Annotated in this window: 16 protein-coding genes and 1 pseudogene; 9 read left to right on the top strand and 8 right to left on the bottom strand. The window is 62.2% G+C overall.

Going from position 1 to position 22,554, the window contains the following annotated elements; all coding sequences use genetic code 11:
- Window positions 1-138: 138 nt before the first annotated feature.
- The 6 genes and pseudogenes from ACESMZ_RS08020 to ACESMZ_RS08045 all read left to right on the top strand — a co-directional run.
- Window positions 139-1,446, top strand: a pseudogene (locus ACESMZ_RS08020) (3-hydroxyacyl-CoA dehydrogenase NAD-binding domain-containing protein); the annotation flags it as partial.
- 486 nt (window positions 1,447-1,932) lie between these two features.
- Window positions 1,933-3,117: an acetyl-CoA C-acyltransferase gene (locus ACESMZ_RS08025; RefSeq protein ID WP_372957697.1), complete on the top strand. Its 1,185-nt coding sequence runs from the start codon at window positions 1,933-1,935 to the stop codon at window positions 3,115-3,117.
- The gene (locus tag ACESMZ_RS08030; RefSeq protein WP_372957696.1) at window positions 3,117-3,896 is read left to right on the top strand and encodes an SDR family NAD(P)-dependent oxidoreductase; all 780 of its coding nucleotides are present in this window, start codon (window positions 3,117-3,119) and stop codon (window positions 3,894-3,896) included. The genes ACESMZ_RS08025 and ACESMZ_RS08030 overlap by 1 nt, the downstream gene beginning before the upstream one ends.
- Before the next feature lie 148 nt (window positions 3,897-4,044).
- Window positions 4,045-5,196, top strand: coding sequence for an AI-2E family transporter (locus ACESMZ_RS08035; protein ID WP_372957695.1), 1,152 nt, complete (start codon window positions 4,045-4,047; stop codon window positions 5,194-5,196).
- A 72-nt stretch (window positions 5,197-5,268) separates the two neighbouring features.
- The gene (locus ACESMZ_RS08040; RefSeq protein WP_372972464.1) at window positions 5,269-6,339 is read left to right on the top strand and encodes a GGDEF domain-containing protein; all 1,071 of its coding nucleotides are present in this window, start codon (window positions 5,269-5,271) and stop codon (window positions 6,337-6,339) included.
- A gap of 120 nt (window positions 6,340-6,459) precedes the next feature.
- Complete coding sequence (locus ACESMZ_RS08045) at window positions 6,460-6,915, top strand: potassium channel family protein (protein WP_372972465.1); 456 nt, start codon at window positions 6,460-6,462, stop codon at window positions 6,913-6,915.
- A gap of 41 nt (window positions 6,916-6,956) precedes the next feature.
- Here the strand turns inward: ACESMZ_RS08045 and ACESMZ_RS08050 are convergent, their stop codons facing one another.
- Genes ACESMZ_RS08050 through ACESMZ_RS08060 form a run of 3 tightly spaced genes read right to left on the bottom strand, consistent with a single transcriptional unit; the run spans window position 6,957 to window position 12,103 of the window.
- Window positions 6,957-7,718, bottom strand: a complete 762-nt coding sequence (locus ACESMZ_RS08050; protein WP_372957693.1) for a ParA family protein — start codon at window positions 7,716-7,718, stop codon at window positions 6,957-6,959.
- Window positions 7,719-7,736: 18 nt separating this feature from the next.
- The gene (locus ACESMZ_RS08055; protein WP_372972466.1) at window positions 7,737-10,865 is read right to left on the bottom strand and encodes an efflux RND transporter permease subunit; all 3,129 of its coding nucleotides are present in this window, start codon (window positions 10,863-10,865) and stop codon (window positions 7,737-7,739) included.
- Window positions 10,862-12,103 carry an efflux RND transporter periplasmic adaptor subunit gene (locus ACESMZ_RS08060; RefSeq protein ID WP_372957691.1) on the bottom strand — a complete coding sequence of 414 codons (1,242 nt, stop codon included), beginning with the start codon at window positions 12,101-12,103 and terminating at the stop codon, window positions 10,862-10,864. Before ACESMZ_RS08060 ends, ACESMZ_RS08055 begins: the two co-directional genes overlap by 4 nt.
- Before the next feature lie 386 nt (window positions 12,104-12,489).
- Between ACESMZ_RS08060 and ACESMZ_RS08065 the strand changes: the two genes are divergently transcribed.
- From ACESMZ_RS08065 to ACESMZ_RS08075, 3 genes are read left to right on the top strand one after another with little or no spacing between them, the layout of a single operon-like run.
- Window positions 12,490-13,554: an HlyD family secretion protein gene (locus ACESMZ_RS08065; protein ID WP_372957690.1), complete on the top strand. Its 1,065-nt coding sequence runs from the start codon at window positions 12,490-12,492 to the stop codon at window positions 13,552-13,554.
- A 12-nt stretch (window positions 13,555-13,566) separates the two neighbouring features.
- Window positions 13,567-16,314 carry a ribosome-associated ATPase/putative transporter RbbA gene (gene rbbA / locus ACESMZ_RS08070; RefSeq protein WP_372957689.1) on the top strand — a complete coding sequence of 916 codons (2,748 nt, stop codon included), beginning with the start codon at window positions 13,567-13,569 and terminating at the stop codon, window positions 16,312-16,314.
- Between the two features lie 2 nt (window positions 16,315-16,316).
- The gene (locus ACESMZ_RS08075) at window positions 16,317-17,438 is read left to right on the top strand and encodes an ABC transporter permease (RefSeq protein WP_372957688.1); all 1,122 of its coding nucleotides are present in this window, start codon (window positions 16,317-16,319) and stop codon (window positions 17,436-17,438) included.
- Between the two features lie 2 nt (window positions 17,439-17,440).
- On the opposite strand, the gene ACESMZ_RS08080 is transcribed toward ACESMZ_RS08075, so the two are convergent.
- The 5 genes from ACESMZ_RS08080 to ACESMZ_RS08100 form a co-directional block, all read right to left on the bottom strand.
- Entirely contained in the window at window positions 17,441-17,782 is a 342-nt protein-coding gene (locus ACESMZ_RS08080) for a zinc ribbon domain-containing protein YjdM (protein WP_372957687.1), read from the bottom strand.
- A gap of 180 nt (window positions 17,783-17,962) precedes the next feature.
- Entirely contained in the window at window positions 17,963-18,733 is a 771-nt protein-coding gene (locus ACESMZ_RS08085) for an ABC transporter ATP-binding protein (protein ID WP_372957686.1), read from the bottom strand.
- On the bottom strand, window positions 18,733-19,647 hold the full coding sequence (locus ACESMZ_RS08090; RefSeq protein WP_372957731.1) for a FecCD family ABC transporter permease: 915 nt from the start codon (window positions 19,645-19,647) through the stop codon (window positions 18,733-18,735). Before ACESMZ_RS08090 ends, ACESMZ_RS08085 begins: the two co-directional genes overlap by 1 nt.
- A 46-nt stretch (window positions 19,648-19,693) precedes the next feature.
- Window positions 19,694-20,584: a cobalamin-binding protein gene (locus ACESMZ_RS08095; RefSeq protein ID WP_372972467.1), complete on the bottom strand. Its 891-nt coding sequence runs from the start codon at window positions 20,582-20,584 to the stop codon at window positions 19,694-19,696.
- Window positions 20,585-20,620: 36 nt separating this feature from the next.
- Window positions 20,621-22,453, bottom strand: a complete 1,833-nt coding sequence (locus ACESMZ_RS08100; protein ID WP_372972468.1) for a TonB-dependent receptor plug domain-containing protein — start codon at window positions 22,451-22,453, stop codon at window positions 20,621-20,623.
- Between the last annotated feature and the right edge of the window lie 101 nt (window positions 22,454-22,554).

Here is a 22,554-nt window from a genome sequence, read left to right on the forward strand (position 1 = left end):
CTTTTCGACGGTCCCGGAAAAAGTGCCCGGCCCCCCTGCCTCTCGACCTGTTGCAAGCCTCATCTTCGGTAAGGCCTCCTACTCGGATATTCAAAGGAAAACATCATGACAAGCCCCCAAGACCACTACACCCCGGAACAGCAAAAAGCCCTGGACCACGTAAAACAGGCCGAGAAAGAGGCCAGCAACATCCCCGGCATCAGCCCCGATATCCAGCTGCGTCCCATTAAAAAAGTCGCCGTCATCGGCGCCGGCACCATGGGCGGCGGTATTGCCATGAACTATGCCAATGCCGGCATCCCGGTGGTCATGCTGGAGCTCAAACAGGACGCCCTGGACAAGGGCCTGGATATCATCCGCAAGAACTACCAGCGCACCGTCAGCAAGGGCAAACTCAGCCAGGAAGACATGGACCAGCGCATGGCCCTGCTCTCCGGCACCCTAAGCTACGAAGACCTGGGTGATGTCGACCTGGTGATCGAAGCCGTGTTCGAAAGCATGAACGTCAAGAAGCAGGTGTTCGGTACCCTCGACAAGGTGTGCAAGCCCGGCGCCATCCTGGCCTCCAACACCTCCACCCTGGACGTGGACCAGATAGCTGCATCCACCAACCGCCCCCAGGACGTAATCGGCCTGCACTTCTTCAGCCCGGCCAACGTCATGCGACTGCTGGAAATCGTGCGTGGCGAGAAGACCGCCGACGACGTACTGGCCACCTGCCTGGATATGGCAAAGACCATCAAAAAGGTTGCCGTGGTTTCCGGGGTCTGCTTCGGCTTTATCGGCAACCGCATGCTCGAGCCCTACGCCCGTGAAGCCCACCGCCTGGTACTGGAAGGCGCCACCCCGGCCCAGGTGGATGGTGTGATGACCTCAACCGGCCTGGCCATGGGTGTACTGTCCATGTATGACCTCGCCGGTATCGACGTGGGCTACCTGGTAAGGGAATCCCGCCGGGATGAAATCAGCCAGGATCCGGGCTACTGCAAACTGGCGGACGAGCTTTACCATCTGGGCCGTTACGGTCAGAAGACCGGTCGCGGGTTCTATATCTATGAAGACCGGGAGAAGAAGGAAGACCCTGAGGTTCTGGAGCTGGCCGGAAAGATCGCCGCTGACCTGGGCATTGAGCGCCGGGAAATCAGCAACGAGGAAATCCATGATCGCTGTCTGTACATGCTGATCAACGAGGGCATCCAGATCCTGGATGAGGGCATTGCCCTGCGCAGTGGTGACATCGACCTGGTGTGGATCAACGGTTACGGCTTCCCGGCCTGGCTGGGTGGCCCCATGCATTACGCCGAGCAGATCGGGTTGGAGAAGATCCTCGATACCATCCGTCACTATCGCGATACCTTGGGTGATTACGGCAAAATGTGGTTTGAGCCGGCGCCGCTGTTGGAAAAGCTGGTTGCTGAAGGTAAATCAAAAATCGAGAAGGTCTGAGGCTGACAAGCCATCTGGCAGGGTAACCGCTAAAGTTTTAAAGGCGGACAGCACGGAGTTCACACGGACTTCCGGTGGGGATACTTCCGCAGCAGGGCCATGGATGGCCCGGAGCAAGGTCGGTCCAGGACGGGCCGTGAATTGCAGCGGAGGAAGTACCCCCACCGGGAGGCCAGGCACCTCATTCACAGTCTGGGTGAGCATGCCTGGAACCGCTGATCAAGCCGGAAATGATTTGCTGAATTCACGAGGGACAAGGTAGTCCGTCGCTCGCCCGCCGGGACAGGCTTTCTCCGCCGCAATTCACGGCCCATCCATGGACCGGCCTTGCTCCGCGCCATCCATGGCGCTGCTGCGAAAGCCTGTCCCGCCGGTCGATCGACTCCGTGTGGGGCCCTGGCCTACTGCGTGAACGCTGAAAACAAAACCTGACCCGGATTCAACGGGGCCAGGAAAGAAAATTTTTTACACCAAGAGGAAGAGATCATGAGAGAAGCAGTCATCGTATCCACAGCACGTACCCCCATTGGCAAAGCCTTCCGGGGTCTGTTCAACAACACCAAGTCACCCACCATGGCCTCTTTCGCCATCAAGGCCGCCGTTGAGCGCGCCAAGGTTGACCCGGCGGAAATTGAAGACCTGGTCATGGGCACCGCCATGCCTTGCGGTACAGCCGGCTGGAACCTGGGCCGCATGGCCGCGCTGGCCTCGGGGCTGCCCCTGACTGTCAGCGGTACCACCATGGACCGTCAGTGCGCCTCCGGCCTGATGGCCATTGCCACTGCTGCCAAGCAAATCATGGTGGACGGCCAGCAAGTCGCCATCGGCGCCGGCCACGAAAACATCTCCCTGGTTCAGCAGAAGAACTTCGAGTGGATGAACGCCGAAAAAGACGAAAACGTCATGAAGTTCGCCGAGCATGCCTACATGCCCATGCTGGAGACGGCTGAGAACGTGGCCAAGGTCTACGGCATCAGCCGTGAGGCCCAGGACGAATACTCATTGCAGTCCCAGCAGCGCACCGCCGCCGCCCAGGAAAAGGGCCTGTTCGATGATGAAATCGTACCGGTCACCACCACCAAGGCGGTAATGAACAAGGAGACCAAAGAGGTCACCTACGAGGAAGCCACCCTCGACAAGGACGAAGGCAACCGCCCGTCCACCCAGCTTGAAGGCCTGGCCGGACTCAACCCGGTTATCGAAGGTGGCTGCATCACCGCCGGTAACGCCAGCCAGCTGTCTGACGGTGCCAGTGCCTGTGTCCTGATGGACTCCAAGCTGGCCGAGCAACGTGGCCTGCAGCCACTGGGTGTTTATCGCGGTATCGCCGTGGCTGGCCTGAAGCCGGAAGAAATGGGTATCGGACCAGTCTACGCCGTGCCCAAGCTGCTCAAGCAGCACGGCCTGAAAGTGGACGATATCGGCCTGTGGGAGCTCAACGAAGCCTTCGCCGTGCAGGTACTGTACTGCCGCGACAAACTTGGCATCCCCAATGATCGCCTGAACGTCAACGGTGGCGCTATCTCCATCGGTCACCCCTATGGCATGAGTGGTGCCCGGATGGTGGGTCACGCCCTGCTGGAAGGTAAGCGTCGTGGCGTCAAATACGTGGTCGTCACCATGTGTGTGGGCGGTGGCATGGGTGCAGCCGGCCTGTTCGAGGTGCTGTAATGAGCCATCCCCTTGATGCCTTCTCGCTCAAGGGCAAAACCGTCATGGTCACTGGCGCGTCCAGTGGCCTTGGCGCCCATTTTGCCCGTATCTGCAGCCAGGTGGGCGCCCGTGTTGTCATTGGCGCTCGCCGGGTAGAAAAACTCAACCAGCTCGCTGACGACATTCGTGGCAAGGGTGGCGAAGTTCTCGCCGTTCCCATGGATGTCACCTCCCGCGACAGCGTGGAAGCCGCCTTCGACGCCGCCGAGGAAGCCTTCGGCGTAGTGGACGTGGTCCTCAACAATGCCGGTGTTGGCGGTGCCGCCCGTGCCCTGGAAATCAGCGAAGAGGACTGGCGTTTCATGCTGGGCACCAACCTGGACGGTGTCTGGCGTGTGGCCCAGTGCGCCGGCCAGCGTATGGCCAAGGCCGGCAAGGCCGGCAGTATCGTCAATATAGCGTCGATACTGGGTCTGCGTGTGGGCAAGGGTCTGAGCCACTATGCCACGTCCAAGGCGGCGGTAGTGCAGCTCACCAAGTCCCTGGGCATGGAGCTGGCCCGCTATCAGATCCGGGTCAACGCCATTGCCCCCGGTTACTTCCGCACCGAGATCAACGAAGACTTCTTCGACACCGATCAGGGTCAGGAGTTTATTCAGAAAGGCGTACCCATGCGCCGTCTCGGCCAGCTGGATGAGCTTAACGGCGCCATGCTGTTGCTCGCCAGTGACGCCGGCCAGTTCATGACCGGCTCGGTAGTCACGGTGGATGGCGGCCACGTGGTCAACCCGCTGTAGTACCCGCCGGCCATCCCCGGGGTGGCCGGCATCCTCCCTGCAAACCTTACGAAACCATTAATCCCTCTGCCCTCGCCTGTACCCCCGGGCAACCCGCTGCCATCATCAGTTCAGTGCCCCACGGATCAACCACCAGAGCAGGGATGGAATGCAGAGTCGCTCAGGCAACACCCCGTCACCCGACGACGACCAGAAACGCCGGTCCGTTGCCGCCAGGCCCATCAACTTCTACCAGGTTGCCCCACTCGTCATCGCCGGCATGGGGTTTATCGTGTTCCTGGACTGGGCCCAGGACGTGCTCATGCCGCTGGTAGCCGGTATCATGATCAGCTATGCCCTGGATCCGGTGGTTTCCCTGCTGGATCGCCTGCGCATTCCCCGCCCCATCAGTGCTGCCCTGGTACTCAGCGGTCTGCTCGCCATCCTGGCCCTGGCGGCCATGCCGCTGCAGAGTGAAGCCATGAAAATGCTGGAACGCATCCCGACTGCGGTTCAGCAGTTCGAGCGGGAGAGCAGCCGGAAGCCCAAGTCAGAGGGCCTGATGGAGAAAGCGCAGGAGGCGGCCAAGGAGATCGAGGAATCCGCTTCACGCTCGGAAGACCAGGAGCACAGCCGGGTGCAGGCAACTGCCGTGAGAATCGTCGACGAACCCTTCAGCCTGCGGGACTATCTGATGGACAGGGCCGCCGGGGGCACCATGATGATCACCCAGCTGGTCTCGGTGCTGTTCCTGGTCTATTTTGTGCTCGCCATTGGCAAGTTATACAAGCGCAAGGTGGTCCGCATGTCCGGGCCGGACTTTCACAGTATGCGCAAGGCCGCCCGTATGCTGAACGAGTTCCACTACCAGATGCGCCGCTTTATCTTCGTTATGTTCCTCGGGGCAGTGTTTGTAGGGGTCCTCACCTGGCTGGCCTTTCTATGGATTGGTGTCGACCAGTCCCTGCTCTGGGGTGTGCTGGCTGGTATTGCCAGCGCCATCCCCTATCTGGGCCCTTTCCTGGTTTTCGTAGGGTCCGGCGCAGCGGCGTTTATCCAGTTCGGCTCCCTGGATATGGCCATTGCGGTATCCGCCGCCTCTCTGGTAATCACCAGTATCCAGGGGTACCTGCTGACGCCGTGGCTGACCAGTCAGGTGTCCAGTCTCAACGCCGTGGTTATCTTCATCGGCCTGCTTTTCTGGGGCTGGTTATGGGGTCCGGTAGGGCTGATCCTGGCGACACCGATCCTGATGATGACCAAGACCCTCTGCGATCATGTCAAAAACCTGCAGGGGCTCGGGGAGTTGCTCGGAAAATAACCGGTCAGGGTATTTTAACGACAGGTATTTTGTGCTCCAATTCACGCACAAAAATTCACCAGAACTCAGCCTATGGACGCCCATCCGGATACGCTTACGCAGCTGGCCCGCCCCCACCGCAAGGCGGTGCTGGTGGCCCTGTTATGGATCACCATCGGTGGTGGCATTCTGTTCGGCATCCTCAACGCCATGAAAGGCACCTGGGCCCTGGCCGGCGTGGAATGGGGCATGGGGCTCTACTCCGCCATTCTGCTGTACTACGCCCACCGGACCCGGCACCTGGAGCGGTGGATACTTGCGTATATATTCCCGTTTTTCTCCGCCATGATGATTGCCATTGCCACGCCAACGGCCAGCATAACGGTTTTTGGCTGGGTCCTGCTGATTCCGCTGGTGAGTCACCTCCTGCTCGGGCGCCGGGCCGGCCTGGCCATTTCCCTGTTCTTTATTATTGTCGCCACCATTATTTTTCTTTGGCGATTCATGGATGACACGGCCGTTATGGATGCACGGTCAGTGGCCAACATGATTGTCCTGACGGCCTGCATCACCGTGTTTTCCCATGTTTACGAAGTCAGCCGGGAGCGCAGTGAGACCCAGCTGCTGCACATGGCCCAGACCGACTTTCTCACCGGTCTGCCCAACCGTTCCCGCTTCAAGCTGTTCTTCGAGCGGGAGAAAAGCCGTGCAATCAGGGAGGGGCAGCCGTTATCGCTGCTGGTTATCGACCTGGACCATTTCAAGCAGGTGAATGACCGGCATGGCCATGAGGCGGGAGACCGGGCCCTGGTTTTCTTCGCCGACCTGCTTCGTCGCCGGCTGCGGGGCACCGACCTGGCGGGCCGGCTGGGCGGCGAGGAGTTTGGTGTAATCCTGGTGAACACGGCCACGGTTACAGCCAGCCAGGTGGCGGAAGAACTCCGACAGGCCCTGGCCACCGCCAATGTCGAACATGCCGGCGAAGCCATACCCCTGTCCCTGAGCGTCGGGGTTGCCGAGCTGGCGGTGGATGGTGAAACGCTCCAGGACCTGCTGGCCGTAGCTGACAGCCGCCTTTATCAGGCCAAGGAGCAGGGCCGGAACCAGGTGGTTCCCCCGCCCCTCCCCACAGAACCGGCAGTTCCGGCTTCACCTGGACGCTAAGTGGCCCGATACCCGGATGACAGTTTCATACCGGGTGCGGGCAGACACCGCCACCACGACCGGCTAACATTACCGGCAACGGATTTTGCGCCCAGTCCATAACCAGAGAAACCGCCCCGAATGGAGCTTGCCGACCACGCCAGCCTCGTAAATGTGACGCTGCTGAACAGCCTGATCGTGATTATCGTGGTACTTATCCACCATGAGAGCCTGGTCCGTCTCAGTGGGATACTGGAAAGCCTTCACCACACGCGGACGAGACACTTCCGGTTGGTCGTGGCCGTGTTCGGAATACTGATCGCCCACACCATCCAGGTCTGGCTGTTCGCCAGCGTCTATTACTTCATGCACCATGCCGAAGGCTGGGGCGAGCTGGCCGGAAATTTCTCCGGCGCCTTTATTGATGCGGTCTACTTTTCCTACACCACCTTCACCACACTGGGCTATGGCGACATCGAGCCTTTGGGCGCACTGAGGTACCTTACGGGAATTGAGGCACTGGCCGGGCTGGTGCTGATTACCTGGAGCGCCTCTTTCCTTTACATGGAAATGCAGCGGTACTGGCCTACCCGATAGCCGCACCTGACCCGCGACACCGGACCTGAGTCATTCCCAGCTCACAGATCCAGTGCCCGCTTTCCCTTGCTGAGGCTGCGCCACAGCAGGCGATAGGCCAGCGCCGCTGGCGACCGGGGTGCAAACCAGTGGACGGGCTGGCGCAGTTCACCCATGCGTTCCACATCACTGGCATAGGGGATATACCCCGGCATCAGCTGCTCCAGCTCTTTGGGTGGCTGCTCCAGCAACTGGCGGTGAAGCCGTTTACGCCGGTCGACCATGGTCCAGAAGGGATAGAACTTGCGCCGATCGACCTTCTTGTCCGCAATGAACGACTGCATCTGGTGCCAGCTGTTCAGTGACAGCCAGGTCGGCACCAGGGGCACCAGCACCCGGTCCGACACCCGGAATACCTGCTCCGCCAGGCGCGACAGCGAGGGCGGGCAATCCAGCACCACCAGGCCGTAATCCTCCCCCAGGGGCTCCAGCCAGTCCGCCAGGGTGTTGCGGTCGCCGTGCTTTTCCAGTTGCAGGTCGATATTGCGAAAGCTGACGTCCGCGGGAATCAGGTCCAGGTTATCAATCCCCGTCGGAACAATGGTCTTGCCGATGGGCGTCTTGCCCTTTACCAGCTTGCCTGCCTTGGGCACCCGGGAATGGCCGTCACCGGTATTGCCGAAGTACCAGCTCACCGCCCCCTGGGGATCAAGGTCCCACAACAGGGTCGGAATGCCCGCTTCGGCCGCCAGGGCCGCGATATTGGAGGCCGCCGCGGTTTTACCCACGCCACCCTTGAGGTTATGGAATGCGATGACCTTCAACAGCTGTACTCCCTGTGATCAGTTGGTTGACGCCTCACCCGTTCCGCCTGTCCGCCAGCCATGAAACTGCTCCAGCAACGACAGCAGGGCCGGAATAACCACCAGTACCAGCACCGTGGCAAGGGCCAGCCCGAAGGTGATGGATGCCGCCATGGGTATCAGGAACTGGGCCTGCAGGGACGTCTCGAACATCAGTGGCAACAGCCCGCCGATCGTTGTGAGAGAGGTCAGTATAACGGCCCGCACCCGTTGTACCACCGCCTCATTCAGAGCCTCGTCAACATCAAGCCCCTTCCTGCGCTCCGCCTGGTAGAAGGACACCAGGATAATGGCATTGTTCACCACAATACCGGACAGCCCGAACAGGCCAAACAGGGACAGTACCGTCAGCTTGATCCCCATCAGCCAGTGCCCCAGCATGGCCCCGATCAGGGCAAAGGGAATAATGGCCATGACGATCAGCGGCGTGGTCCAGGAGGAGAACACCCACACCAGTACCACATACATTAACGCCAGGCCGGCAATGGCCCCGACTTTCATGTCCTCCAGGGTCTGCCGCTGGTCCGCCGAACGGCCCTCGAAGCTGTAACGAACACCCCAGGTGTCCGCCAGCCCTGGCAATGTGTGGGTGCGCAGGGATTCCAGCACTTCGCCGGCGGTGGTTTCGGCCGGATCCAGCTGGGCTGTCACTTCAACCGCCAGCTGGCCGTCGGCATGGCGCAGGGCATCGAAGCCCTGGCGGGGGCTGAAATTCACCACCTGTTCCAGCGGGACGAAGCGCCCGTCGGGCAGCCGAATGGTCAGCCGTGACAGGGTACTGACCCGCTCCCGCTGCTCCCGGGGCAGCTGGACCCGCACCTCGATCTCGTCCCGGTCATCCTGGTAGATCTGTACCACCCGGCCGTCAAACGCTGCCCTGAGTTGCTGGCCCACATCCAGCGTGGTGAGGCCCAGGCTCTCGCCTCGGGGTGAGACCTCGTAGATCAGCTGTTGCCGGCCCCAGGGCAGGTCATCCTCTGCATCCAGCACACCTGGCAGGGAGCGCATGGCGGCCGTCAGGGACTCAGCCGCCCGTTTCAGGCTGACGGTATCGGCTCCGGTCAGGCGCACGTTGACGTCCCGGCCCGGCGGGCCGGCCTGTCGCTCGGTAATGGTCAGGTTCTCCATACCGGCGGGCAACTGAATCCGCTCACGCCATGCCCGCACGAACTGTGCATTGCGCACGGTACGATCGTCCGGGTCAGCAAGCTCCAGCATCATGGAACCCACATCATCACCGGAACGGGCGGTGCCGTCACCGGACTGGGCACTGCCATGGGTAGTGACCGCGTGAAGAATCAGGTCACCGCCCAGGGCTTCCTCGGTCTCATTCAGAGTCTCTTCCAGGTGAACGAGAAACCGGTCCACAGTCTCCCTGTCGGTACCGGCGACGAAGTTGGCATTGGCATAGAGCACACTGGGCTCGGGCGTCGGAAAGAAACTGAAGCCGATGCGATCCCCGGCCCACAGCCCGAAAGTACCCGCAGTCAGGGTGAACAGGCTCGCCAGCACGATGGCACGGTGCGCCAGTGTCCAGCGGGAAAGCCTCCGGCAGGGCCCCTGACGAAACGCCTCGAACCTGCGGTCAAATCCCTGCCGTATCCGCTCCAGCCGGCCCGCGCGGGCATCCGGTTTACCCGGGGTAAAGGCATGGCGGAGGTGGGCCGGCAGCACAATAAAGCACTCCAGTAGCGAGGCCACCAGCACACAGATCATGACCACGGGGATATCACCCAGGATGTTGCCGATCACACCGCTGACCACCAGTAGTGGCATGAACGCCGCCACGGTGGTCAGGGAGGAGGCCAGCACCGGCCACACCATGCGCTTGGCCGCCCCCTCGGAAGCGTAGGCGGACTGCTCCCCCATCCGGGCATGGGCATCGGCATCCTCCCCCACCACAATGGCGTCATCCACGATCACCCCCAGGGCCATGATCAACGCGAACAGCGACATCATGTTGATGGAGCCACCGTACAACCATAGCGCTCCGAGGGCAGCCATGAACGCCGTGGGAATACCGATCGCCACCCACAGCGCCACCCGCCCCGGCAGGAACAGGTACAGCAGCACCAGCACCAGCACCAGCCCGCCAAGGCCGTTGCTGGTCAACAGGGAGATTCGCTGGTCGATCAGTTCCCAGGTCTGGTCATAGACCTCCAGCGACACCGTCGAGGGCAACTGGGGCCGGACTTCGTCCATCCAGTCTTCCAGTATCTCGGCAGCCCGCAGGGAATGCCCCTGCTCGGTCCTTAACAGGCGTAACTCCACGGCGGGTTTGCCATCACGGGTCAGGGTCACCTGCTGGTCCCTGGCCTCCTGGCGAATCACCGCAATATCTCCCAGACGGATACGCTCCCGGTTGCCGGCAATCACGGAAAGATCGGTGAAGTCCTCCGGAGAACGGCCCTGGCCGGTGGCCCGCAGCTCCCGCGTGGCATCCAGCTGGCCCATCAGCCCGGCAGGCAGGTCCCGTGACTGGGCCTGGACCCGGTCCGCGATGTCATCCAGGGACAATCCCAGGGCCTGCAACCGCTCCACGGGCACATCGATACTCATCTGCGTTTCCGGCAGACCGTTGATCTCGATACGGTCGATGCCCGCCCGCAGCAACTGGTCTTCATAGCGGTAGGCAAGGCGACGCAGTTCCTCTGGCGCCAGGTCCCCATACATCAGCAGCCGGGCCACCGGCTCATAGCGGCCGCCCCGGCTTACCCGGGGCGTCTCCGCATCCGCCGGCAGGTTGCTGAACTCCTCCACCTGCTGGCGTACATCATCCACGGCCTGGATGGGCTCGGTGCCTTCCTCGAACTCAAGGGTGATACTGGCCACCCCCTGGGCGGAGGTGGAGGTCATCTTCTTCAGGCCATTGATGCTCCGGAAGCGCTGCTCCAGGGGATCAGTAATGCCCTGCTCTATGTCTTCCGCCGCAGCCCCGCTCCAGACAACCTGAACATTGACGATATCCAGGGCAAAGGTGGGAAAGAACTGGATGTTCATGCGCATCAGGCCCAGGGCACCGGCCAGCAGCATGAGGATCATCACCAGGTTGGCGGCAACCCGGTGGTGCACAAAGAAGCCGATTATTCCCTTGCGGCGACGGCTCATTCAGTCTCTGCTCCCGGTGCTTCCGCCACGGCGACCTTCAGGCCCTCAATGGCATTGGGCAGGTGGGTCGTGATGATACGGTCACCCTCCTGCAACCGGTCACCGCGCACCAGGGCGTCGTAATAGCCCCCATCCCGCAGGACTTCACCCACCTGCTCCACCGCTACCCGGTGCATCCGCTCCTCATCGGTCATCACATACAGGCTGTCGCTGCCGTACAGGGCGCTGTAGGGCACAGCCACCACCGAATCCACCGCAGGGCGAAACACTACCAGGGACACCATATCACCAGGTCGCAGGCCGGACTGATCCTCCTGCAGCCGGAAAATACCCAGCGGCCCCCGGGGATCGCTCTCACCCGCGAAGCCGGTCAGCGTCAAGCGGTAACGCTGGTCTTCTGACGTGGCATTCACTGCCTGGCCGTCAACCAGCTCCTCCTCCAGCGACCGGGCAAACCGGGCGGGAATACGTGCGCGCACTTCCAGGGCCCCAGGCTGGTAAAGGGACAACAGGGGCGCATTGGCCGTTACCCGGTCGCCCACGGCCACCTCCACCCGCGCCACTACGCCATCGAAAAGGGCAGTTGCGGTGGCCCGCTCAGCATCCCGCCGGGCTGCGGCCAGGGCCGCCTCGGCACGTTGCAGGCGGGCTTCCAGGCTGGCCAGTCGGGCCGGGTGTTCTGCCAGGTTCTGTTCCCGCAGGGTAACCGCCAGCTCAGCCTGCTCCATGGCATCCCGGGCAGTATCCAGGTCCCGCTGGGAGGCCAGGTTGCTGCCCTGCAGTGAACGGGTACGTTCAAGTTGCCGGCGGGCGTTTTCACGAATGGCCTGTTCCCGGGCCAGCGCCCTGCGATCGGTCTCTGCGCGGATTTCCTCACTACGGACCTGTGCCCGCAGGTCAGAGACTTCCGCCTCGGCCTGCTGCAATGCGGGATGCACGTCGGCAGGATCCAGGGCCACCAGGAGGTCGCCGCTGGCAACCCGGCTACCTTCGCTGACCGGCCGTTCCGATATCCGGCCCGACACCGGTGCCGTAACGGTCATCAGATCAGGGGCCGCTACCTCACCGTAAACCGGCAGCGCCGGCTGCCAGGCGCCAAACTCGGCTTCCATCACCTGCACAGGCCAGGAACGCTCGGTCTGGCCGGCGGGTTCTGGCTCAGGCCGGGTCAGCTTAAGCAACTGGAAAACGGCAACACCGGCAATAATGATAAACAGGGGTATCAGGCGTCTGATCATGGTCAGGCACTCTTCGGGAAAGCGATTGCACCGGAAAGCACCGGCAACGTGATACGGACCGCACAGTATAGGTTAGTAGGCGTTATCGGGGGACAGGGCCACCTTGACGCCGATCATAAAAAAAGCCCTGAACGGAGAATCCGTGCAGGGCTGAATCGGTTACGCCCGCACTGTGGATACGGACAACCGCCATTACCGGGTCAGTATATAGCCTTCAACTGACGCAGGAATGAGGCAGAACGTCGCAGGCTGCCGGCAATGGTTGCACCTGCAAAAGACTGACCCGGGACAGGAACCTGACGGATTCATCTGGTATCACGGGGTTAAGCGCCCGTATGCTGGCATAATCGTATCGACCCTTCCGCCAATTACACATGGACAGCGTTATGTCGGTAAAGAAATGGCTTCCCTGGACCCTGGTTGCGTTACTGGCGATTACCGCAGTCTGGGTCTGGAACCAGTACAGCCCCGGTGAATTGCCGGATTACATCGCCAGTGGCAATGGACGGATAGAAGCCACGGAAATCGATATTGCCACCCGGTCCGGCGGACGACTGCTGGAAGTAATGGTCCGTGAGGGTGAATTCGTCGAGCCCGGGCAGCTGCTGGCGCGGGTAGACACGCAAAGCCTGCAGGCCTCACTGGCGGAAGCCCGGGCCCAGGTTCAGCAGGCGCAGCATTCGGAAATGGCCGCCGAAGCCCTGGTGTCGCAAAGAGAGAGCGAGAAAGCGGCCAGCCTGTCTGTGGTGGCGCAGCGCCAGACCGAGCTGAACTCCGCCCGCAATCGACTCAAGCGCTCCCGGGCCCTCGCTGACCGGGGCTCCATTTCCACCCAGCAACTGGAAGACCACCAGGCCGCTGTGGATAGCGCCGCAGCCGCCCTGAATGCGGCAAAGGCCCAGGTCTCCTCCATGGATGCCGCCATCGCCGCCGCCCGGGCGCAGGTTATCCAGGCACAGTCGCTGATCAGGGCCACGGAAGCAACCGTGGAACGACTACAGGTGGAGATCGATGACGCTGACCTCAAGGCGCCCCGGGCCGGTCGCGTACAGTATCGGGTCGCCGAACCCGGTGAGGTGCTGGCTCCCGGTGGCCGTGTGCTCAACATGATCGATATCAGCGATGTGTTCATGACCTTCTACCTGCCTACCACCGCAGCCGGCCAGGTGGCGTTGGGCACCGAGGTCAGGCTGGTGCTGGACGCCGCGCCGGATGTGATCGTGCCTGCCAGCATTTCCTTCGTGGCCAGTGAAGCCCAGTTCACCCCGAAAACCGTGGAAACCCGGAACGAGCGGCTAAAGCTGATGTTCCGTGTTAAGGCCAGCATCGATCCGGAACTTCTCAAAAAATACGCCCGTCAGGTGAAGACCGGGCTGCCTGGCATGGCTTACGTGCGACTGGACGATACCCGGGACTGGCCGGCAGAACTCCAGATGCGGCAAGTGCAGTAGCGGGTAACACCCATGACCGGCAGCCCGGAACCCCCGCCCCCTCCCGTCATCCGCGTTGACGGGGTCAGCCTGGACTACCGCCGGCACAGGGCCCTGCAGGACATTACCCTGGCGATCCCTCCCGGCTGCATGGTGGGCCTGATCGGTCCGGATGGTGTCGGGAAATCCAGCCTGCTGGCCCTGGTTGCCGGCGCCCGTGCCATCCAGCGGGGCACCATCCACGTTCTAGGGGGCGATATGGCAGACGATCGCCACCGCCGGAACACCGGCCCCCGTATTGCCTACATGCCCCAGGGGCTGGGCAAGAACCTCTACGCGACCCTGTCGGTCCAGGAAAACCTGGATTTCTTTGCCCGGCTGTTTGGCCATGGCCGGCAGGAACGCCAGCAACGTGTCACTGAACTCCTCGCAGCCACCGACCTGTTGCGATTCCGGGACCGGCCCGCCGGCAAGCTGTCCGGGGGCATGAAGCAGAAACTGGGGCTGTGCTGTGCGCTGATCCATGACCCGGACCTGCTGATACTCGACGAGCCCACTACCGGGGTCGACCCCCTGTCCCGGTCCCAGTTCTGGGCACTGGTGGAACGGGTCCGCAACCGCCGCCCGGGCATGAGCGTGGTGATTGCCACCGCCTATATGGAAGAAGCCGAACGCTTTGACTGGCTGGTCGCCATGGACGATGGACAGGTACTGGCGACGGGAACCGCAGAGGCTCTGCGGCAGCGCACCGGTACGGACACGCTGGAAGCAGCCTTTATCCGTCTGCTTCCGGAAGAGAAAAGCCGCAAACATCAGCCAGTCACCATTCCGCCCCGCGCCAATGGAGCAGACGGGCAACCCGACATCGCCATCGAAGCCGAAGGGCTGACCATGCGCTTTGGCGACTTCGTGGCTGTGCAGGACGTTAACCTGCGGGTGGAGCGGGGCGAGATCTTCGGCTTCCTGGGCTCGAACGGGTGCGGCAAAACCACCACCATGAAAATGCTGACGGGCCTGTTGGCAGCATCGGAAGGCAATGCCCGGCTGTTCGGGCACCCGGTGGACGCCAACGACCTGGATACCCGCCGCCGGGTGGGCTATATGTCCCAGTCCTTTTCCCTGTACTCGGAACTGACGGTACGCCAGAACCTGGAGTTGCACGCCAGGCTGTTTCACCTGCCGCCAGACACCATCCCGGCCCGCGTCGGGGAAATGCTGGAACGATTCGGACTCACTGGCGTAGTGGACGAGCTGCCCTCCGCCCTGCCCCTGGGGGTCCGGCAGCGACTCTCCCTGGCGGTGGCGGTGATCCATCGCCCTGAGCTGCTGATACTGGATGAACCTACCTCCGGCGTGGACCCCATTGCCCGGGATCAGTTCTGGCAGCTGCTGATCGACCTGTCCCGGGACGACCGCGTAACCATCTTTATTTCCACTCACTTCATGAACGAGGCCGAGCGCTGTGACCGGGTGTCGCTGATGCATGCCGGCCAGGTACTGGCAAGTGATACCCCCGCCGCCCTCAGAGAGGCCCGGGGCGCCGAAACCCTTAACGATGCCTTCGTGGCCTGGCTGGAAGAAGCGGCGGGGAAAGCCGATGACAGTGTGGCACCGCCGATGGCCAGGGCCGCCGGCAACACCCAAGCACCCGGGCGATTCAGTCTGTTGCGACTGTTCAGCTATACCCGCCGGGAAAGCCTGGAGCTGCGACGGGATCCGATCCGGGCAACCATGGCGTTACTGGGGTCGGTAATCCTGCTGGTGATCATGGGTTATGGCATCAGCATGGATGTGGAGGACATCCGCTTCGCGGTGCTGGACCGGGACCAGACCAGTACCAGCCGTCAGTATCTGCTGAACCTCAGCGGCTCCAGTTACTTTATCGAGCGCCCGCCACTTGCCGACTACAACGACCTGGACCACCGCATGCGCAGCGGTGAACTGGAGCTGGCACTGGAGATACCACCGGGGTTCGCCCGGGACATGCAACATGGCCGCCCCGTTGCTATCGGCGCCTGGGTGGACGGTGCCATGCCCAGCCGGGCGGAAACCGTGGCTGGCTATCTGCAGGCACTGCACGGGGGCTGGCTGCAGGAACAGATGCGTTTCCAGTCCACACCCGCCACCCAGCCGCTCACCATCAACGTCGAAACCCGCTACCGCTACAACCCCGAGGTCGCCAGCCTGGTGGCCATTGTGCCCACGGTTATTCCACTGCTGCTGATGATGATCCCGGCCATGCTGACGGCCCTGAGCGTGGTTCGGGAAAAGGAGCTGGGCTCGATCATCAATTTCTATGTAACCCCGGTGACCCAGCTGGAGTTTCTGCTGGGCAAGCAGATTCCCTATGTCGTGCTGGCCATGGCCAACTTCCTGCTGCTCACGGCGCTGGCGGTTTTCGCCTTTGGCGTGCCCTTCAAGGGCAGCTACCTGGCCTATGTGGCCGCGGCCCTGCTCTATGTGATGGCGGCCACCGGACTGGGACTGCTGGTATCCAGTTTCATGCGCAGCCAGACAGCGGCCATCTTCGGCACCACCATTATCACCCTGATACCGGCGGTGACCTTTTCCGGTATGACGACACCCGTATCGGCGCTGGAGGGTATTCCCAGGATAATCGGTGAGATCTATCCCACCTCCCACTTCCTGACCATCAGCAGTGGCACCTTTTCCAAGGCGCTGGGATTTGCCGACCTGTCCGGCTCGTTCTGGCCGCTGGCCCTGTCCGTGCCGGTCATCCTTGGCCTGAGCCTGATGGCCCTGAAGAAGCAGGAGCGCTGACCGTGGAACAGCCGGGCAACATCTTCTACCTGACCATCAAGGAGTGGCGCAGCCTGGGCCGGGACCGGATCATGCTCGCGCTGATCCTGTTCGCCTTCAGCGTCAACATCTACATCAGCAGTGCCAGCATCCCGGAAACCCTGCACATGGCCCCAATTGCCATCGTGGACGAGGACCGCTCGCCCCTGTCGATCCGCATGACGGGGGCGTTCTATCCACCCTGGTTCATTCCCCCGGCCAGCGTCGAGCAGCGCCAGATCGATCCGTTGATGGACGCCGGCGACTATACGTTCGTACTGGACATTCCCCCTGGCATGCAGCGTGACCTGCTGGCGGGCAAGACACCCACCGTTCAGCTGAATGTGGATGCCACAAAACTGACCCAGGCGTTTCTGGGGGCGGGCTATATCCAGGCAATCCTCACTGAGGAAACCCGGGCCTTTGTGCAGGGGGACCGCAACGCAGACTCACCCGTTGACCTGGAAATCCGCAACCGCTTCAACCCTGCCCTGAGCCAGAGCTGGTTTGGCGCGGTGATTGAACTGATCGACAACATCACCATGCTGTCGATTATTCTCACCGGCGCGGCGCTGATCCGGGAACGGGAGCACGGCACCATTGAACACCTGCTGGTGATGCCATTGCGGCCCGTCGAAATCATGGTGGCGAAGGTTGTGGCCATGGGGCTGGTGGTACTGCTGGCCTCCAGTGCGTCCCTTGCGCTGGTGGTACAGGGATGGATGCGGGTGCCTGTTGAGGGGTCGACACTACTGTTTGTCGGGGGAACTGCCCTGCACCTGTTTGCCACCACGTCCATGGGGATCTTCCTGGCCACGGTGGCCCGGTCCATGCCGCAGCTGGGGATGCTGATTATCCTGGTACTGATCCCCCTGCAGCTGCTGTCCGGCGGCGCCACGCCCTTCGAGAACATGCCGGCGTTTATCCAGGGCATCATGCAGCTGGCGCCCACCACCCACTTCATCAGCCTGGCCCAGGCGATCCTGTTCCGGGGGGCGGGACTGGCGATCGTGTGGCCGTCCCTGCTGGCACTGGCGGTGATCGGCGGGGTCTTCTTTGCCCTGTCGTTGCGGCGCTTCCGCAAGAGTATTGCCACAATGGCCTGATCTCAGGCCTTCTTGACGAACTCGGACTTCAGCTTCATGGGACCGATGCCGTCAATCCTGCAATCGATATCATGGTCGCCGTCCACCAGGCGTATGTTCTTGACCTTGGTACCAACCTTCACCACCAGCGAGGAGCCCTTCACTTTCAGGTCCTTGATAACGGTCACCGTGTCACCGTCCACCAACGGGTTGCCGTTCGCATCGCTGACAGAAAGCCCGTCAGCGGCTTCGGAGGGCTCGCCACCGGCCTGCCATTCATGACCACATTCGGGGCAGACGAAAAAATCGCCATCTTCATAGGTAAATTCGGACTGGCATTCGGGGCAACTGGGTAAACCGCTCATGAAGATCTCCATCGATGGAAGGTTAAAGCGGTGGACGAGCAACAACCAGATAACCTGGCCACCCGATACCCAACGCCTCGGTCAGGCCAGCCATTATACCGTATAGGCAACTACCAGAACGGTATTGTCCGGCACCGGGGAGCTAACCCTGAGGACACAATACCCTGAGTAGCGACTTTGCTAACGCTTTGCCGGCACAAAAACCGGCGCGCCGTCGGCTTCTACGGTAATGAGCTTCTGGTTATACAGGGCCTCCAGGGCAGAGGGGACCAGCATCTGGCTGGCGGGGCCCCAGCAGGCATCGCCGTTGGGGTAGAGCAACAGCAGGTGATCGCACCAGCGCGCGGCCAGGTTGAGGTCATGCAGGCACATGAAGATGGCCCGGCCGGTATCGGCCTGTCGCTTCAGCAACTGCATCACAGCTACCTGATGATGCAGGTCCAGATGATTGGTGGGCTCATCAAGCAACCAGGTGTCCGGATTCTGGGTGAGTAGGGTGGCAATGGACACCCGCTGACGCTCACCGCCGGAAAGGGTACTGACCAGCCGGTCCTCCAGGTGGGCCACATCCAGGGCCTGCAGCGCTGACCGGGCCCGGTCAACGTCATCCCCCGTTTCCATCTGCCAGGGAGACAGCCAGGGATGGCGCCCGATCAGCGCGGTTTCCAGTACGGTGGCCGGAAATCCATCCTGCCGGTCCTGGAATACCAGGCCAAGTTGCCGGGCGAGGTTTCGCCGGCCCAGGGCCGTCAGTGAGTGCTCACCCAGACAGACCTCGCCTCCCCGTGGCGGCCGCAGGCCTGCCAGCGTATGCAGCAGCGTGGTCTTGCCGGCACCGTTCGGCCCCAGCACACCCCATACCTGGCCTGCTTCCACCGTCAGGTTCAGTGGTGAGCCCTTGGCACGGCCCGGGATATCAATCACCAGTTGGCGGGTCTGCAGCGGCTCCATCAGCGGCTCCGGTACAGCAGGTAGAGGAAGGTGGGCACTCCCAGCAACGCGGTGATCACGCCCACCGGCAGTTGTTCCGGGGCAATCACCACCCGGGCCAGGGTGTCTGCAAGCACCAGCAGGGTACCACCGCCCAGGGCGCAGGCAGGCAGGGTAACCCGCTGGTCATTGCCCAGCACCAGCCGCAGCATATGGGGCACCACCAGCCCGACAAAACCGATACTGCCCGCCGTGGTAACGGCGGTGGCGGTCAGCAGGCTGGCCCCGATGTAGATGGACCATTCCATGGGGCGCACATTCACCCCGAGCGCCGCCGCCTGCAGGGGGCCCCGGGCGAGCACGTTCAGGCTGCGACCGGCGGGCAGTACCAGCAGGCACGCCAGCACCAGCAGCGCAAAGGCCGGCCAGGGTGTGCCGGCATAGGCCACATCTCCCATCAGCCAGTAGAGCATGCCCGGCAGCTCACGGGTCGGGGCCACTGCCAGCATCAGCGTAATGATTGCACCCCAGCCCGCAGCCACAACGACACCGGTCAGCAGTAGCCGGGTCGGTGTCCAGCTACCGGTACCATGGGCCAGGCCGAACACCATCAGTGTTGATAGCAGGGCCCCGCCGAAGGCCGAAGCGGTAACCAGCGCACCGGCCAGCCCTGCCAGCATGCTGAGCAACGCCCCCACCGCCGCACCACCGGACAGCCCCAGCACATAGGGGTCCGCCAGCGGGTTGCGCAGTAGCACCTGCATCAGCGCGCCGGCTACCGCGAGCAGGCCTCCGGTAGCAAAAGCCGCCAGGGTTCGGGGCAGGCGCAGCTCCAGTATCAGGGTGCGGTTCAGTTCGCTGCCGCTGCCGGTCAGTGCGGCCAGGGTGTCCGACAGGGACAGGCCGGCACTGCCGACACTGACTGACAATACCATGGCTGCCAGTCCCGCCAGGGCCAGCAACGACAGCGGCCGCAAGGCATCAGAGGCGGGCACGGGCCTGCTCCAGCAGATCGCAGAGTTCCCGGGTGCCATCGAGCATGCGGAAAGTGGCCCGCTGCAGCAAGTCAGGGGAGACCAGGAAGAGGTTGTCACTGGCAACGGCCGTCAACGATGGATAGTCCCGCCAGCGCTGCAGCCAGCCCTGGTCCGCCTCGCCCCGTCCGGCGGTCACGATCACTTCCGGGTTTTTGGTCAGCAGTGTCTCCACCGATAGTCGGGGCACAAGACGTGGCAGTTCGGCGAAGACGTTTGTACCACCGCACAGCTCGATGGCCTTGCTGATCAGTTCATCGCCATTGATGGTCATCAATGGCTGGTCCCACACCTGGTAGAACACCCGCACGGGTTCCGCTTGCCGATATTCCGACCCGATTGCTTCCATCGAGCCCAGAAACTCCCGTGCCCGTTGCTGTGCCAGGGCATCGTGACCAGTCAGCTCGCCCAGGGTTGCCACCGTCGCAGCTATGTCCTCAAAGGTCCGGGGTGCCAGCCAGAACACGGGGATGCCCAGCTCCGCCAGCCGGTCCAGCTGGGTTCTGGAATTGCCGTCGGTCCAGCCAATCACCAGGTCCGGTTCAAGGGCAAGAATGGCTTCCAGGTCCACCCGGTTGCTGTCACCTACCCTGGGCAGTTCCCTGGCTTCGGGTGGGTAATCGCTCCAGGCGCTGGCGCCCACGAGCTGGTCGCCAGCTCCGGCCGAGTAGACCAGCTCGGTGGCACCCGGGGAAAGGGAGACGATCCGGCCCGCGGGCTCCGCCAGGCACACTTCCCGCTCAAGGGCATCATTAACGCATAGCGCCTGCGCTGTTGCTGACACAGGCGCCAGCAACAAAAGCAGCAGTAAAGTGATAGTGAGCCCGTTTTTAGTCATGGCGAGACAGCAACTACCTGACAGAATGGCGAATGTTTACCGGCTGAAATCATAGCGCAACGACGCCATGTAGGTACGACCGGCCGCCAGGTACTCAAAGGGTTCAAACGTCACACTGTCACTACCCAGGCTGGTGGTGTAGCGCCGATCCAGTACATTATCCACCTTGAAGGTGGCAGACCAGCCCGGAATGAAGTTCCAGGCCGCCCGTAGATCCACGGTCCCATAGCCAGGCAGCAGCTGGGTATTGTCAGGATCGTTATACCGGTCGCTTTCGGCAATAAAGCTGGCACCCACCGACCATTGATCGAACAAACGGTCCGCGTCCAGCCGCAGGTTTTTGGTGGCCCGACGTGGCAGGCGGGTCCCCGTGTCACGGTTTTCGGTGTCTGCGTAGGTTACCGCAGCACCCAGGTTCCAGTGGTCGGTTTCATAGCCGGATGACAGTTCGATACCCCGGATGCGGGCGGTTTCGACGTTCTCCATGGTGCCGTTCCAGGTGACCGGGTCAGACACGTAGGTTATCAGGTCATCAATGTCGTTCTGATACACCGCCACATCCCAGAACCAGGCACTGTAGCGACCGGAGAAGCCCAGCTCCACCATTTGGCCCTGCTCTGCGTCGAGGTCGGGATTACCAGTGTAATAGGGCGTGGTCAGGTAAAGATCGTTGAAGGTGGGGGCCCTGAAAGACGTCGCATAGCTCACCCGCACGCGGTGTTCCCGGTCAAACTGGTGACCGAAGGCAATCCCGCCGGTTTCTTCCTTGCCATAGGCCTCGTTGTCATCCAGTCGCAGGCTGAGCATGACCTCGTTGGGGCCAAAGTTCAGGCGCCCCTGACCATAGACCGCCGCGTTGGTGCGACTGGTTTCGGCAAAGTCGTCGCTGCCCTCCACTTCATCCACCATGACCTCGGAGCCCAGTACCAGCTCGTGTACGCCGGCCGTCAGGGTGTTGTCCCAACGAGCGGAACGCGAGAGGGTTTCGTAGGTGCTGGGATAACTGCCAAAGGTTTCCTGCTCGTCCCGGGCTTCGGAGAACTGGATCCGCGTACGCCAGTAATCGCTGGCAAGGGCCTCCACATAAAGGCCCGCGGCGCGAATCATATAATCGGTATCGCCACCTTCAAACTCGGTATTGCCCTCCGATTGAAGGACGGTCAGGCCTACCCCACCGCCCTGGTCGAAATCATGCTTCAGCCTGGCAAGGCCACCGGCATTGCGGAACCCCTTGTCATCACCGCCGGTGCGCAGGTTGGTACCGTCGGTGTCCGAATAGAGACCACCGGCAAGGAACGAGGTCCGGCCGGCCTTACCAGCAACCCCGGCGCTGGTCGCCCGGGTATCATGGGAGCCCCCGGAAATTTCAACCCAGCCCTGACGCTCCGCTTCAGGTTCCCGTGTGAACGCCTGCACCACACCGCCAACCGCATCGGCGCCATAGAGCGAGCTTTTGGCTCCCCGCACCAGTTCAACCCGGCCCATCAGGTCCGCGGGCAGGAACTGCCAGGGCGGAATACCAGCGGTGCCTGACCGCAGACGGATTCCATCCACCAGCAGAACCGTGCCTGAGCTGCCGGCACCCCGCAGGAACAGACTGGTGGTCTTGCCAAACCCACCCTCCGAGGCGAGGTTCACCCCCGGCTGGCCTCGTAGCAGGTCGCGGAATTCGGTCGGTTGCTGGCGTTCGATATCAGACTGGTCGATCACGGTAACGGAGGAGAGACTCTCACCAACCGTTTCGGGGCCGAGGGTGGCGGTCACGACGATAGGATCCAGGGCGTCGGTATCGCTTGAGGACTGGGCAAAGGCATTCAGGGATGGTGCGAGCAGGGACGCGCCTGCCACGAAAACTGGAAACTTCAGCATAATACTACTCCACAAACCGCGCGCACCCGCACGGGTTCAAGATATGCGTTGCGGAGTAATCAGTGGGGCAGGCAAGACGGAGAGCGGAAAGATGCCGGGAA

Origin of the sequence: Marinobacter sp., assembly GCF_041690615.1 — a bacterium.
Lineage (GTDB): Bacteria > Pseudomonadota > Gammaproteobacteria > Pseudomonadales > Oleiphilaceae > Marinobacter.

Bases quoted from the DNA above. Each gene is read 5' to 3' on its own strand.
- ACESMZ_RS08030 (WP_372957696.1), top strand. From the start codon at position 3,117: ATGAGCCATCCCCTTGATGCCTTCTCGCTCAAGGGCAAAACCGTCATG.
- ACESMZ_RS08085 (WP_372957686.1), bottom strand. From the start codon at position 18,733: ATGGAGCCGCTGCAGACCCGCCAACTGGTGATTGATATCCCGGGCCGT.
- ACESMZ_RS08040 (WP_372972464.1), top strand. From the start codon at position 5,269: ATGGACGCCCATCCGGATACGCTTACGCAGCTGGCCCGCCCCCACCGC.
- ACESMZ_RS08060 (WP_372957691.1), bottom strand. From the start codon at position 12,103: ATGATCAGACGCCTGATACCCCTGTTTATCATTATTGCCGGTGTTGCC.
- ACESMZ_RS08035 (WP_372957695.1), top strand. From the start codon at position 4,045: ATGCAGAGTCGCTCAGGCAACACCCCGTCACCCGACGACGACCAGAAA.
- ACESMZ_RS08055 (WP_372972466.1), bottom strand. From the start codon at position 10,865: ATGAGCCGTCGCCGCAAGGGAATAATCGGCTTCTTTGTGCACCACCGG.
- ACESMZ_RS08090 (WP_372957731.1), bottom strand. From the start codon at position 19,647: ATGGTATTGTCAGTCAGTGTCGGCAGTGCCGGCCTGTCCCTGTCGGAC.
- ACESMZ_RS08025 (WP_372957697.1), top strand. From the start codon at position 1,933: ATGAGAGAAGCAGTCATCGTATCCACAGCACGTACCCCCATTGGCAAA.
- ACESMZ_RS08080 (WP_372957687.1), bottom strand. From the start codon at position 17,782: ATGAGCGGTTTACCCAGTTGCCCCGAATGCCAGTCCGAATTTACCTAT.
- ACESMZ_RS08100 (WP_372972468.1), bottom strand. From the start codon at position 22,453: ATGCTGAAGTTTCCAGTTTTCGTGGCAGGCGCGTCCCTGCTCGCACCA.
- ACESMZ_RS08095 (WP_372972467.1), bottom strand. From the start codon at position 20,584: ATGACTAAAAACGGGCTCACTATCACTTTACTGCTGCTTTTGTTGCTG.
- ACESMZ_RS08045 (WP_372972465.1), top strand. From the start codon at position 6,460: ATGGAGCTTGCCGACCACGCCAGCCTCGTAAATGTGACGCTGCTGAAC.
- rbbA (WP_372957689.1), top strand. From the start codon at position 13,567: ATGACCGGCAGCCCGGAACCCCCGCCCCCTCCCGTCATCCGCGTTGAC.
- ACESMZ_RS08065 (WP_372957690.1), top strand. From the start codon at position 12,490: ATGTCGGTAAAGAAATGGCTTCCCTGGACCCTGGTTGCGTTACTGGCG.